The sequence below is a fragment of the Klebsiella sp. RIT-PI-d genome, assembly GCF_001187865.1.
GTDB lineage: Bacteria > Pseudomonadota > Gammaproteobacteria > Enterobacterales > Enterobacteriaceae > Superficieibacter.
Genome location: NZ_LGIT01000009.1, coordinates 1,801,421 through 1,815,217, shown reverse-complemented (window position 1 = coordinate 1,815,217; position 13,797 = coordinate 1,801,421). Strand labels below are relative to the sequence as shown.

The 13,797-nt window shown below is 53.5% G+C and carries 10 protein-coding genes, 1 pseudogene and 1 riboswitch; of the genes and pseudogenes, 6 read left to right on the top strand and 5 right to left on the bottom strand.

Annotation, left to right across the window (positions count from 1 at the left end; genetic code table 11):
• Nucleotides 1–192: 192 nt before the first annotated feature.
• Nucleotides 193–657 carry a hypothetical protein gene (locus AC791_RS14895; protein WP_049841190.1) on the bottom strand — a complete coding sequence of 155 codons (465 nt, stop codon included), beginning with the start codon at nucleotides 655–657 and terminating at the stop codon, nucleotides 193–195.
• Nucleotides 658–1,088: 431 nt separating this feature from the next.
• Nucleotides 1,089–1,235: pseudogene (locus AC791_RS19920) on the bottom strand (Shiga toxin A subunit); the annotation flags it as partial.
• Nucleotides 1,236–1,404: 169 nt separating this feature from the next.
• Nucleotides 1,405–1,501, top strand: a riboswitch (TPP riboswitch).
• Nucleotides 1,502–1,538: 37 nt separating this feature from the next.
• Between AC791_RS19920 and thiM the strand changes: the two are divergent.
• The 6 genes from thiM (at nucleotide 1,539) to AC791_RS14865 (ending at nucleotide 10,569) form a co-directional block, all read left to right on the top strand.
• Complete coding sequence (thiM, locus tag AC791_RS14890; RefSeq protein ID WP_049841189.1) at nucleotides 1,539–2,327, top strand: hydroxyethylthiazole kinase; 789 nt, start codon at nucleotides 1,539–1,541, stop codon at nucleotides 2,325–2,327.
• Nucleotides 2,324–3,124: a bifunctional hydroxymethylpyrimidine kinase/phosphomethylpyrimidine kinase gene (gene thiD / locus AC791_RS14885; RefSeq protein ID WP_049841188.1), complete on the top strand. Its 801-nt coding sequence runs from the start codon at nucleotides 2,324–2,326 to the stop codon at nucleotides 3,122–3,124. Before thiM ends, thiD begins: the two co-directional genes overlap by 4 nt.
• A 78-nt stretch (nucleotides 3,125–3,202) precedes the next feature.
• Nucleotides 3,203–5,755, top strand: a complete 2,553-nt coding sequence (locus AC791_RS14880) for a DUF6493 family protein (RefSeq protein ID WP_049841187.1) — start codon at nucleotides 3,203–3,205, stop codon at nucleotides 5,753–5,755.
• A gap of 16 nt (nucleotides 5,756–5,771) precedes the next feature.
• Nucleotides 5,772–8,432 (top strand): DUF6493 family protein, encoded by a 2,661-nt coding sequence (locus AC791_RS14875; RefSeq protein ID WP_049841186.1) that lies wholly within the window; start codon nucleotides 5,772–5,774, stop codon nucleotides 8,430–8,432.
• Nucleotides 8,432–9,775, top strand: a complete 1,344-nt coding sequence (locus tag AC791_RS14870; protein WP_049841185.1) for an SWIM zinc finger family protein — start codon at nucleotides 8,432–8,434, stop codon at nucleotides 9,773–9,775. Before AC791_RS14875 ends, AC791_RS14870 begins: the two co-directional genes overlap by 1 nt.
• 47 nt (nucleotides 9,776–9,822) lie before the next feature.
• A complete protein-coding gene (locus tag AC791_RS14865) occupies nucleotides 9,823–10,569 on the top strand; it encodes a GntR family transcriptional regulator (RefSeq protein WP_049841184.1) in 747 nt (248 codons plus the stop codon).
• Here AC791_RS14865 and AC791_RS14860 read toward each other — a convergent pair.
• Genes AC791_RS14860 through AC791_RS14850 form a run of 3 tightly spaced genes read right to left on the bottom strand, consistent with a single transcriptional unit; the run spans nucleotide 10,543 to nucleotide 13,789 of the window.
• Entirely contained in the window at nucleotides 10,543–11,508 is a 966-nt protein-coding gene (locus AC791_RS14860) for a PfkB family carbohydrate kinase (protein ID WP_049841183.1), read from the bottom strand. The two genes, AC791_RS14865 and AC791_RS14860, sit on opposite strands and share 27 nt — an antisense overlap.
• The gene (locus tag AC791_RS14855; protein WP_049841182.1) at nucleotides 11,505–12,509 is read right to left on the bottom strand and encodes an ADP-ribosylglycohydrolase family protein; all 1,005 of its coding nucleotides are present in this window, start codon (nucleotides 12,507–12,509) and stop codon (nucleotides 11,505–11,507) included. The genes AC791_RS14860 and AC791_RS14855 overlap by 4 nt, the downstream gene beginning before the upstream one ends.
• Nucleotides 12,506–13,789 (bottom strand): nucleoside permease, encoded by a 1,284-nt coding sequence (locus tag AC791_RS14850; protein WP_049841181.1) that lies wholly within the window; start codon nucleotides 13,787–13,789, stop codon nucleotides 12,506–12,508. Before AC791_RS14850 ends, AC791_RS14855 begins: the two co-directional genes overlap by 4 nt.
• Between the last annotated feature and the right edge of the window lie 8 nt (nucleotides 13,790–13,797).

Below are 13,797 nucleotides of genomic sequence, written 5' to 3'. Positions count from 1 at the left end.
GCTAAAGCGCCTCGTGTAGAATACCTGTTATTCACGGAATGAATAGTGCCGATTGTCTGAGTCGCAGTGGATGACCAGATGAGAAACGCGCATGTCCGTCAGGCCAGACGCCAGCGATGGGAAAGATGGGTATTCGCAGCATTGCACTTATGCAAATCATGAAACCCCGCCTAACCGGCGGGGTTTGAAGCATTACTGTTTAACCTGTAATATCCCGTTCGCTTTAGAGTGCGCTTTGGTATAAGACGCGCTTTCGATTCCCTCACTGTTTAGTGACAGTGAGAGCGTATAACCCGCGCCGCTGATTTCATAATAATTTGCATTAAAACGCTTCACTGCCGCTTTTTTGCCATTGATCGTGGCATTAAAAAAGCCATTGCTGACGGTCGCCTTAACCCCCGGCCCGGTTAACGTGGCTTCACGCATCGGGTCAGCAACATGTGCTGCCTGTGCTTTCTGTGCCGGATACTGAGCCTGAGCATTTTCTAGCGCCTGTTTTTCTGCCGCCGCATTAATACTCGTCTGACGATTTTGCTCCACCGCATAGCACGTATCGACGCTTACACCTTGTGCTTCACACTTTGCCATTCTGTCAGCCGGAGAGGAGCAGCCAGCCAGAACAGCGGCACTGATTACCATCATCATTAACTTTTTCATCAAATAACCTTAAAAACGTCTAATTCTGTTTTTACTCTGCCGGTGCATTAATTAAAGCACAGGCATTAACGTCGGAAGGATAAAAATAGCCCAACGCTATTTTTGTTAAAAATATCATCACGTTTATGACGCGTTGAGGTCAGTCGTCAATACGTCATGTTGCTTTTAATGCTTCCCGTAAAAGATATCCCGACCCGTTTTCATCAGGATCCTTTTTAGTTTCGCGAGTGAACTATCTACTGAAGTCGGGATTGTAATGTTGACGCAGATCACAAAAAGCACGTATTGCTAAACCAGCACTGGTGTTCTTGAAAAGGGGGTCGACATCGAAGGCCTGAAAGTGTTACTGCGCAAATGAGCGGCCGAAAATGACGGCGCAGCGTTGTGGCTGCAAACGCTAAACAACAGAGGGCTTAACAGCCCTCTGTTGTTTAAAACTCTCGTGAAAGAGTGATATAGCCGTTGAATCTAATACTGCATTCATCCTTATTCATTAAACTGGATGCTATGAATACCGCTTTCTTACCTTCTTTATTAAAGTATGTGTATTTTGCTGTTATTGATTTAACGTCATTTTCAATTTTTCTTCTGCGGCAAACGTGTGTTTAGTTGGCCCCATCGTGGGGAAAGGGTGTATCAATCCCTTATGTCATCAAGCTGCGATAAATCGAAAATCCTTGCGTCTGAACCCTGCACCCGGTTACACTTAGTAATTACAGTTTTTTATTGTAAGCTATTGTTTTATATAACGTTGACTCGGGGTGCCCTTCTTCGTGAAGGCTGAGAAATACCCGTATTACCTGATCTGGATAATGCCAGCGTAGGGAAGTCTGACTCCTGTTACAGAAGTCCCTTCTTCATCGTCTGGCAGGAGCATAAACATGCAGCCTGACCTTCATAGCCGTAAGACGACGGCGCACGCGTTACGCCACTTTCGTACGCGTTCTCCTCTTGTTCACTGTATGACCAATGATGTCGTACAAACTTTCACTGCGAATGTTCTGCTGGCGCTGGGAGCCTCTCCGGCGATGGTGGTCGATGAGCAGGAAGCCGGGCAGTTTTCGGCGCTGGCCGACGCGCTATTAATTAATGTGGGGACGTTGACCGAAGAACGCGCCCGGGCAATGCGTACGGCGGTTATCAGTGCGAATGCGGCGCAAAAACCCTGGACGCTGGACCCGGTCGCCGTGGGGGCGCTGACATTGCGTAGCCGCTTTTGCGATGCGCTTTTATCCCTGCGGCCAGCGGCAATTCGGGCAAATGCTTCTGAAATCCTTGCTCTGGCAGGAATGAGCACCGGAGGACGGGGTGTGGATACGACTGATACCGCCGCTGCCGCACTGCCCGCAGCACAACATCTTGCCGGCAAGCTTTCCACTATTATCGTCGTCACTGGCGAGAGCGATTATGTCACCGACGGTCAACGCATGCTGGCTGTGCCTGGCGGAGATGCTCTTATGACACGCGTCGTCGGCACCGGCTGCGCGCTGTCCGCAGTAGTGGCCGCCAGTTGTGCCTTGCCCGGCGACAGACTGGATAACGTGGCATCTGCCTGCGCGTTTATCAAACTGGCGGGGGCAAAAGCCGCTTGCCAGTGTGCCGGTCCTGGCAGTTTTGTTCCGGCCTTTCTTGACGCGTTATGGACTCTGGAAGACGAGGTGTTGATATGAAGCGGATTAACGCACTCACTATCGCCGGAACCGACCCGAGCGGCGGCGCGGGTATTCAGGCGGATTTAAAAACCTTTTCGGCGCTGGGCGCTTACGGCTGCTCGGTCATCACCGCGCTGGTGGCACAAAATACCTGCGGCGTGCAGTCCGTCTACAGAATTGAACCCGATTTTGTCGCCGCGCAGCTGGACTCGGTATTGAGCGATGTTCGTATAGATACCACTAAAATCGGTATGCTGTCCGAAACGGATATTGTCGAGGCGGTCGCCGGGCGACTGCACTTTTATCAGGTGCAGAATGTGGTTCTGGATACCGTTATGCTGGCGAAAAGTGGCGATCCGCTACTCTCACCGACGGCGGTGAAAACCCTGCGCAGCCACCTGTTACCGCAGGTGTCCATTATTACCCCCAATCTGCCGGAGGCCGCTGCGCTGCTTGATGCGCCTCATGCCCGCAACGAGCGTGAAATGCGCGAGCAGGGACGTGCATTGCAGGCGATGGGGTGCGGTGCGGTACTGATGAAGGGCGGTCATCTGGACGACGCCGACAGCCCGGACTGGCTGTTTACCCGCGAGCAGGAAGTCCGGTTTAATGCGCCGCGTATCGAAACCAAAAACACGCACGGCACCGGCTGCACGCTGTCGGCGGCGCTGGCCGCGCTCCGTCCGCACCACAGTAACTGGGCCGATACCGTTCAGGCAGCGAAAAACTGGCTTTCAGCCGCGCTGGCACAGGCCGATTCGCTGGAGGTCGGTAAAGGCGCTGGCCCGGTACATCATTTTCATGCATGGTGGTAGCATTCGGACTTAACCGGCTGATTAAACGTACGGACTTAGGGTTACAATTACCGCTACTTTTATGGAAAAGGCGTTCTGATGATACCCGTTGATCTTATTCGCAGGCAGGATTATAGCGCCATTGTTGACTGGGCGATGGCGCTCACTGAAGAACAACGGCTGACGACGCTGCAAACGCTGAGAGAGATGAAGTATGAGGCGGTTTTTGCGGGAGAATATGTCCACGATGCCGTTGATTTACTCAGGGTGGCATGTACACGCACGTTAAAAGAACTGCGTCTGTTTCCGGCGGGCAGGCCTGCACGGCTAACGCTGTTGCATACTCTTCTTAAAGCCCGTCATCGTGCGTTACACGATGCCCTGTTCGACTATGTGATCCGCTCAGCGCCGGATTATCTGGATAAGGTGGTTCAGGAGGCGCTGCATCGTCCCCAGAGCAGCCCCGATTTTCGTTTACTGTGGCGCATGTGGCAACAGGGCCGGGTGACATTTGATGAGGCCTCTTTCGCCGGGGCGCTGTTGAATGTGGAGATGTTCACCCGCAGCGTTAATGACGAGCTTGACTACCTGCGTGCGCATCCGCAGGTAATCGAACAGGTGCTGCTGCCCTTCGTTCACCACGAGGTGCCGGTTTTATTACGCAGCAAATGGCAAAACGCCGACGGCGAAACCGACGGCGGAATTGTCACTGAGTTCTGGGATGCCGTTCTGGCGCAGCTGTATGGTGAAAATCGCCTGCCTCGCCGGTTAATTGCCGATTTACTGGCCTCGTTAAGCATCGGTTTCAAAAAAGGTCGCCTCGACTGGCATATCCGCATCCTGAAGATGTTTGCTCCCGATGATAAGGAGTGGCTGGAACATCAGCCCCTGCTGCTGGCAACATTTTATGCAAGCCCCGGTTCAGTGCTGAATTTTGTCCTGCCCGTCATCCAGAAGATAAGCGTTCTTGCGGATTTTGATCGCGCGGGCTTTATGCAGCATCTGCCAATTCTGACCGGGCGGGAAAATGTCGATAAATCGCTGCTTATTGCGCTAAATATTGCTGACGCTCTCGCCGAACGTTTTCCGCCGTATCGCACTTCACTGGCGCAAACGGTGTGTGGCGCGCTGATCCAGCAAAACGAGGTCGTACAGCGTCGTACCGCCCAGGTCATGCTTCATTATCATTCCGCTGAACAACTAACGTCGCTCATTGAGCCTTATCGCGATGCGCTAACACCCGCTGTTGCCGCATTATTACAAACACCCCATTCACCGGTTATTGACCCGCCTGTGCCTGCGCTGGATGTTACGCCTGTCGCGGTGCCGGAAAGTTGGGATGCGCTATTATTCCATACCGGGAACATGCTGGCCGGGCAGGACGCGCTTGACGTTGAGCTATTTTATGCCGGGATTATTGCCCGCCAGGAGGAGATCCCTGCCGATTACGCCAGGCAGATGCAGCCATATTACAAAAAGCTAATGAAACCCTGGCTGGCATCGACATTATTGTCTTCACTGCGCGATTTCTTTCACCCGTGGCTGACAGGGAAACCTGCGCCTGCAACCGAAAGCCATGAACAGTATTTCCCGCATCTGATAAATCAAAATCGACTCGTACTTGAGCGTTTACGCCGCCACAGTTCACTATCGCTGCTGGCAACCCCGACCCATTTACCGTTTTATGTTGCGCCGCAGGCGCTGGTGGAACGGTTGCTGGCGCATGAGCAGCAGAATTATCCGGTTGATCCCGACGACCTGATTATTGCCTGCAACCGCCTTCTGCCAGGCGACATAGCGGAAAAGGTAAAACAGCAGGCCTCAGGTTTACAGGGCGATTATGCCCCGGCAATACACTATTTGCTGGGTATCACAGAGACGGTTTCCCCGGCCAATAACGCGCTATTACCGCTATGGGCGCAAATAACCCGTACTCGTCATCCAGACGGATATTATCCGCACTATACCTTGCTGGCCCCGGAACAGGCGACGTGGCCCGCAGTCGTCGGGCCTTTTAACTGTGACTATCAGGTGATCGTTGATAAAGGTGAGCGCTGGACCTGGCGCAGGCTGGTGATCAATAACCAGACGCGCTGGCGGTACGGGGAGAAAGAGCATTATTCCGATCCCTGGTATTATTGCAGTGTACAGCGGGATAACTGTTGCTCTAAGGCCGATCTCCTCTACTGCCTGTCGCTGGTGCCACATTATTCAGATGTCTTTTTGCGCGGGCTTATTCCTGATACCGCCTCCGGCAATGAAGTTCAGGAACAAGAAGACTGCCTGTTTCCGCTCACCTGTCTGCTGGAAAATCAACTGCGGGTTCATCACGGCGGCTGGATTTATATTGCCGTCTGCCTGCTGTTTGAAAAGAAGGTCAGCCGGGAACTGGCGGCGGAATATATTCATCTGGCGCTTCAGCAGGGCTTTCTCAATCGGGCTTATCTTAGCCAGTGTATTGCCTGCCTGCTGATGCATCAGTATGCGCCCATAAATCGGTTTATCGACTATCTGGACGGGCAGCATCACAGTCCGGCGGTGACGTCTTTTCAGGACGAGATTTTATCATTATGCGTAAACGCCGCAGAGCAAGATCGCCTGCCAGTGAACTTTAAAAAACTGGTCGCCCGGTATAAAGACCGTTCGCGTTAATACGTCAGGAGAGGCAGTGGAAAAGTACAGCCAGATTATCGCGTCCGGTAATTCGCAGCAGATGCTCGCTTATTTAAAGACGCTGGATGACAACGCGCGCAGGACGCTGGTGCCGCTGATTAAAAAAGAGACCAGGCGACTGCACGAATTTTATGAAATCAAACCGGGACGCTGGGGGCAGCGCGGGTCGGCTCAACAATTTGAGATGTTGATAGTGGCGATGCTGAGCTGCTACAGCCGCGCCGATAGCCGGTCAATCAAAGCGCAGTACTTTTACGCCGTCAAACCTGAGATCCTTGATGCTGTTTTATCCCGGTCCTCTCCTGAATGGTTTACCGCACTTATGCAAAAATATGCGGATCAGAATCTGACGCCGGTAGACTACGAGGTATTGTGCGACTGGCTGGCTAAAGACTATGTGCATACGATCGCTCCGGACTATATCGCCCGACAGATAATCAATGCGCCATCCTGCGTCGAAAAATATCCTTTTATTCTTGATTCTCATATATGGACGATCTTTTCCTGCCCCTGCAATATTTCATGGCTGGATTACTGGCGCGAGGGGGAGGGCTTTGCTGAAGACGGTGAAACGGGCAGATGGACATTTCTTTTTCAGAAGTACACGCAAAATCAGCGGCTGGATCGCCAGCGGGTATTGAAAGAGTGTCTGCTGGGCGTTAATCGCCAGTTTAAGAAAGACCAGACCAACTGGTTTGCCACCCTCTTTACTGCTCTGCAACCGACAGATGAAGAGTGCCTTCAGCACCAGGATGAACTTTTTGCTGCGCTTAGCTGCCCGCAAAGTAAGCCCGTTAATACCGCGCTGCAGGCGATTAAACGCATTGTCGGGCATTCTGCCTTTCGTGATAACGAGTTCATCTCACATTTGCCGCTGCTATTTTCTGCCACCACCAAAGGCATTATTGAAAGCAGTCTCCTGCTGGCCGACAAACTGGCAACGTTAACCCCCGAGCGACGAGCGGACATCTGCCGGCACCTTACCGGCGTATTTCTCAATAAAGCGCCTGCTCTGCAAAATAAAGCGGCAAAGCTGCTGGTGAAATATGGTGACAAGGCCGATCCGCAGCTGCGCGCGCTATTAACCGGCTATGAGGATAATCTGTTGTCCGGCGCACGAACGCTGCTCGTCGATTTTCTTGCTCCATCGCCTGCGCAGCGCGAGACACAAGATCTACCCGTCGTCGCCCTACCGATCGTTCGTGAGGATAACCGCCTTCCTGAAATTGAATGCTGGGATGATTTTATCTTCCTGGCCGGGCGCGCATTCCTGAATCTGGAGTCTTATCATTTCGATCAGTTTCCCGCCGCGCTGATGCGTTTCGCCGCAGAGATAAACCACGACAACGTGGTGCAACTGGAGCCGGCGTTTGCTCAGGCGTGGAAAATAGTGCGCTCCTCGTCAACAGCGCAGGGAACATTTGATCGCATACTGGCGAGCTTTTTTCTGCAATTTGCCGGGCAATTAACCCGGCGGTTTGACAATAAAAGTATTGCTGCGGTATACGCGCGCTATCAGGCCATTACGCACAGCGACGATAAATATGAAAAATTAACCTGGGGTTTTCATGAGTGGCAGAAATCAACCCGCGCAGATTTTCAGCCGTATATCGATATATTAACCGCGGTTTTACACCGTCTGGAAAAGGCGCACTATCAGCCGTTACTTTCCACGCCAAGCCATTTACCCTGTTTTATTGCTCCCGACATATTACTTGAGCGACTAAACCACTATCAGCAGACAGGCAATACACCGTGCGAAGTAGATTTTCAGTTAGCCCTGCAGCGCTGTGTTATTGAGGATGAGATAGCGGGACTGGAGAGTCTGAAGGGCGAATACGCCGCGGTAATGCGCTATTTCTTATCCGGAAAACTGTCTGTACCGGTGAATGACACCGTTCTTGCTGCAATGATAACCCGTCGGGCAATTTTACCGACAGAGTCGTCTTATGCGCCCGGGCAGGCGTTACTCACCGAAAGAAACCTGCCACCTGAGTTGCTGACGCCGCATTTTCCCTGGCGTCTGGTGGCTCCGGCGACGTCAGGCAAAGGAGATAAACAGGCAGAGAAATTATTGCGCTTTGATGTTACCAGACACGTGCGTAAAACTGACGCCAGGCTGTTTTACCTCTACTCTCTGAACACGTCTTACTCCCGACATAGCGCGGATCAGCAGCGAATACTGTTCTCTTTCCCGTGGTACAGCGAAGGGGTGCTCATGCGCTTTATTGAAAACCTTTTTGAGAGAGCCGGGATCCGCGAAGATACCTGCGTGATCAACATGCTTCAGGCAGTAAATGCGTTGCCGCAGCCGTTAACGCCCATGGGACACATGCTCATTGCGTTCTGTTTTCTGCACGCCAGCGCCACGGTACGGACACTCGCTGCGGATATCTGGCAGGACAGACTGGGACGCGGTGAGCCGCTGGACTCCGTCAGCATTGGCGAAACGCTTGGTATCCTGGAGGCACAGGGCTGGGCACCGCTCAAACGCTTCACCGATCTGGCAATGGAATTGATGCGCGGCATCAGCGCCCGGCATGATGGCGCGCTGCTGGAAATGGTCGCGGTAATCGATACGCATTTGAAGCCAGTTAAAATCACCAATTACAAAAAGCTTACCGAACTGCGGCATGAATTAACGAGGCAGGCGTAATGGACGAAACACTGACTTATAGTTACAACATACATTCAGCGTTGACTCGCGACAACGGTCAGGACGCGTTGCGACTGGCAACATTTAGCGAAATCCAGAAATCGTCTGACGCGCCCTGTTTTTTCAAAGGCGAGGTCAGACAGCCGTTAATGATGGCGCGTTGCCTGATTGCACTTTCAAATGTGGTTAAAGCGAGCTTCAATCTCTCCCCCGCCCGGCTGGCATTGTTAAAAGATCCGATAGTGAGCGCCGGAGAACAACGCGTACGCTTCGAAGGATTCTCCCACTGCGCGGGCGTATATGCGCGGGTCGATATGTTACCTGACGGGCTGGACGGCACGTTTTTGCAAAGCGGCACCACCAACGTTGATTTTAATCAGCCGATGATATCTATGTTAGGTGCTATCCGTCATGGTGAGGCGGTTACCCTCTCGGTGGGGCAACAATCGGTCGGCCTGCACCGGCAAAACAGCGAGGTCATTGAGCGTAAAGTGCCGCTGCCGGTAAAGTGGATCAACGGCCTGAGTTCAGTTCAAATTTATCTGGCACAGTCAGCCTCAGCGCACCGGTTTACAAAAGTGCAGACGCAACAGCTGTTTCGCTCGCTGCCGAAAGGGCAGGTGAAAACCGATTACTACCTGGCCATGCGCGGCAATACGCCCCACTTCTCGCCGGTAAAATCGGCAGCCGCATTAGGCATCGGTGGTCTGCATCGTCTGCGCCTGATTGAGCCGCTGTTACCTTTTGTTGACAGGATGGAGGTATTCGCCGATCCGCACGGGCAGTCCACCACATGGCAACTCTATTTTGGCGATATGCGTTTTATCCTGTCGCTGTCGCGTGACTGCTGGCGCGGTTTTTCTGGCGAAGGGGCTGCGCTGGAGGCGTTAAATCAGGGGCTTGATGAGAGCTGGCTGGCCATTTTTAATGAGCAGGCGCAGGCCAACCAGCCCATCGATCCGCGTTTTTTTACCGCGCAGAAAAGCCGTTGGCTGGGGAGTACACAAACGCTGCCGGCGCAACTGGCGGCGATGGGATTACTGGGTTTTGACCTCGATGACGGAACCTGGTTTTATCGCCAGCTGCCCTTTAAGCCCGGGCGAATGTTAAGCCTTAATCCGCGTCTCAAAGGGGCTGAAAAGCTGATTGCCGATGACAACGTTATGATTGTCAGCCAGCAGCAAGACCGAACCGAGGCGCGAGTTGAGGGGAGTGGCGTACTGCATACGGTGATCCTTGATGCCAGCGGGGCACGTTGTACCTGCGAATGGTTCAGCAAATATCAGGGGCAGCGCGGCCCCTGTAAGCATGTCCTGGCAGTAAAGAAACTCATTATGGCCTGACGTGAGGGTGATATACTAACAACAGATCCAAAGCCTGGAAAAGACAAATGGAACAAGCGCATACCCAGCTTATTGCCCGGCTTACCGAGCGCATTGCCGCCGCCGATAATACGCCGCTGTACCTGAAATTTGCCGAAACGGTTAAAAACGCCGTGCGTAGCGGGTTGCTGGAGCACGGCAATATTTTGCCTGGCGAACGTGACTTGAGCCAGTTAACCGGCGTGTCGCGCATTACCGTACGCAAAGCGATGCAAACCCTTGAAGAGGAGGGCGTAGTAACGCGGGGGCGTGGCTACGGTACGCAAATCAATAATACCTTTGAGTACTCACTGAAAGAGGCGCGGGGATTTTCCCAGCAGGTGGTACTGCGCGGTAAAAAGCCCAATACCCTGTGGGTTAATAAACGGGTGGTGAAATGCCCGGACGAAGTGGCGCGCGAGCTGGCGATTAACCCGCAAAGCGATGTGTTTCTCCTCAAGCGTATTCGTTACGTCGACGAGGACGCGGTCTCAATTGAAGAGTCCTGGGTACCGGTAGCGCTGATTCACGATGTCGACGCCATCGGCGTTTCGCTGTATGACTATTTTCGCAGCCAGCATATTTATCCCCAGCGGACGCGCTCGCGGGTCAGCGCCCGGATGCCGGATGCTGAATTTCAGTCGCATATTCAAATGGAAAACAAAGTGCCGGTGCTGGTGATTAAGCAGGTTGCGCTCGATCAGCAACAACGGCCCATTGAGTACAGCATCAGCCACTGCCGCAGCGATCTATACGTTTTTGTCTGCGAGGAGTAACTCCTCGCGAGTGGGGGCGCAATCACCGCCCCGATGACTGACTACCCACGCTGCTACTGCATTGCCAAGCATCACGGCATCTGCCAGTGACCAGCCGCAGGCCAGCCCCGCCAGCGTACCGCCAGCATGACTGTCACCTGCGCCGATAGTGTCAACGACCGTCGCCGGAAATGCCGCCACGTTTCCCGTACCCTGATGACTGAAATACCATGCGCCCTCTTTATCGTGACGCACAATTAACGGCGCATCGAATCTCCCAAGCCAGGCTTTGCCAAATGCCGCTGTCTCATGGCTAAAATTAAAGGTTTGCGCGGCGATTTCTGCTTCCTGACGATTCACGGATACCAGCGGTTTACAGGCCATGATCCGCGCCATCAGTGGGGCAGGAACATCCGCGATGCGCGGGCCAAAGTCGATAAAAGGCGTAACATCCTCTAACCCTTCCAGCCAGCTTACCAGCAGTTCACCGCACGAGGAGGTAAGCTGATAGCCGGAGAGCGACACCAGGCTGCCGGGAACAACATGCAGTTTTTCCAGCCACTGTGCGTTCCACGCGTTTTCCACGCCGCTGAACGACATAAATGTCCGCTCGCCGTCCGGTTCAACCAGCGCCAGGCACCAGCCGTTATCACCGCTGGCGTTATCGATCAGGCTGGTCAGCCCCTCTTTTGCCAGATTATTACGCACGATTTCAGCCCAGACGCCCTGACCCAGCGGCAGCGCGTTATCGGCCGGAATACCAAGGCGTTTAAGGGCCACCGCGATATTCAGCGCGCAGCCGCCAATATTAACGCTCTGCTGTTTCAGTTCGATATCACAGCCGCGCCACGGCAGGGCATAGGCATCGGCTATCACGTCAATGACTGCCGCGCCAACCACCGTCACCGGACGACTGGCATTCAGCGTCGGCAGTTTTTGCTGAAGCCAGCCGGCATTCATGCCGCCTCCCGCTGCTGGCGGTAGCGCGATAACGCCCCGGCGTAGCGACCAAAATCAAGCTGGTTTACCGCATCAAGTTCCTGCTTCAGCTGAGGATCAATCGCGTTTATGCCCTGAATCGCCCCGCAAATCGCCGTCGCCATTGCACCAATGGTGTCGGTATCGCCGCCCAGATTGGCACAGAGAATGGCACAACGATTCGGATCGGTTTGCGCCAGTTCGACCATCGCAATCGCGCAGGAAACGGATTCAAGAGTACTGGTTCCCGCGCCGACTTGCTGATACAACGCTTCGCTGGCCGACTCAATGCCGTTAGCCTCGCGAACAATTTTCAGCGCCAGCTCGAGACGGGCGGCAAGCGAAGCGCTAAAGGTCGTGATGCGTCTTTCCTGCGCGTGGCGGGCAATTGCAGGCAGTGAATCGGCAATCGTGCGCCACGAATCGCCCTCAATTGCCCGGGATATGGCCCACGCCACTACCACAGCACCGGCAATAGCCAGATCGGATTTATGCGTCGGGCTGGACGCGAGGGCCACCGCATCAATAAAGGCATCCACGTCGCGCGCCGGGAGCATACAGCCCAGCGGTGAAATACGCATAGCCGCGCCGTTAGTCACGCCGTTATTCTCAAGCTCAGCTACCGGCTTTCCGTCACGAATTGCATTGAGCGCGATTTTCGAGGTTGGGCCAAGAACATTTTTGTTAAACGCATCAAAGCGCAGCGCCCAGTCGAGAATATTTCGGCCAATTAACTCCGGATCAATTTCACCTTCACGTGCCAGTAGCGCATCGGCAAGGCATAACGCCATGGACGTATCGTCAGTAAACTCTGCCTGATTAAAATAACAGGCCGCGTTGTTTTCCGCCGGGCCTGGCAAAAAACGGTCGATCCAGCCAAAGTGAGCTTTAACTCGCGAGCGGGGCCACAGCTCCGATGGCATCCCCATTGCATCCCCTAACGCCTGCCCATAAAGAGCACCGAGAATACGTTCAGCTTTCATTTAGATTCCCCTTGTGTCAGCGCAATATCGCGCGCATCGGTGTTCACCTTTATGGCGGTGATTTCTTTATCCGATTCGCGGAACAACCACATAAATAATACGGCGATAATGGCAATCATAATGCCACCAAACGCCCACATCCCGGCCCAGTTAAAGGTGAGGCCGTTCACTGGCTCAGGATAGGCAAACATTTTTTCCATCATCACGCCGCCGAGGCGATAACCCAGCAAGCTGCCGAACCCCTGACAGCACAGGGTAATCAGTCCCTGGGCCGCAGTACGCATATGTACCGGCGCTTTTTTATCGACATAGATATAGGCGGTGACGTAGTAAAAATCGTAACTGACGCCGTGCAGTAAGATCCCGAGGAACAGCAGTCCGTAGGTGAAATACTGATCTGCACCGCCATAGACAAAGAATCCGTAACGAATCGCTGCCGTAATCAGACCCAGTAGTAATACCTTTTTAATACCAAAGCGCTTAGTAAAGAACGGCAGGGCCAGCATAAAGAAGATTTCAGAGAACTGGCCGAGCGTCATCCAGCCGGTGGCATTTTTCATGCCCACTTCTGTAAGGTAGCCATTAGCGAAGATGTAATAAAAGGCCAGCGGCATCGCGAACAGGAACGAGCAGACAAAAAATACGAGGAAGTTGCGGTCGCGCAGCAGGATCAGCGCATCCAGACCCAGCATCACGCGCAGACTCAGCTTACCAGTACTTTTCGGCGGCGTATCGGGCAGGAAGAGTGCAAAAACCCCTAATGCCAGCGAGCTTGCAGCGGTGATTAATAGCGGAATGTTAGTCGGGGAGATATCGCTATAGCCCATCATTTGCGGCAGAAAGCCGCATACCAGACCGGAGGCGATCCAGCCAATAGTACCCATTACCCGAATGCGCGGGAAATCGCGCTCAACGTCCGGAACGTTGGCAAACGCAATACTGTTGGTTAGCGCAATCGTCGGCATATAGGTCAGGGAGTAGGCCAGCAGCAGCGGGAAAAAACCGGCGAACGTGGTTTGCTGGGCGGCAAAGTAGATCAGCACCGCGCCGGCAAACATCAGCACCGCCAGCACCTTTTGCGCTGAAAAGAAGCGGTCGGTCAGCGATCCCACCAGAATAGGTGACAGGATCGCGGCGATGGCCGTACAGGCATAGGACCAGCCAATTTCTCCGGCGCTAAAGCCGCTTTTGCTGAGCCAGAGCCACAGAGGAACAAACCATGCCCCCCAGATAAACCACTCAATGAACATCATGAATGACAGCTTCACTTTAGTATTCATTTTAAATC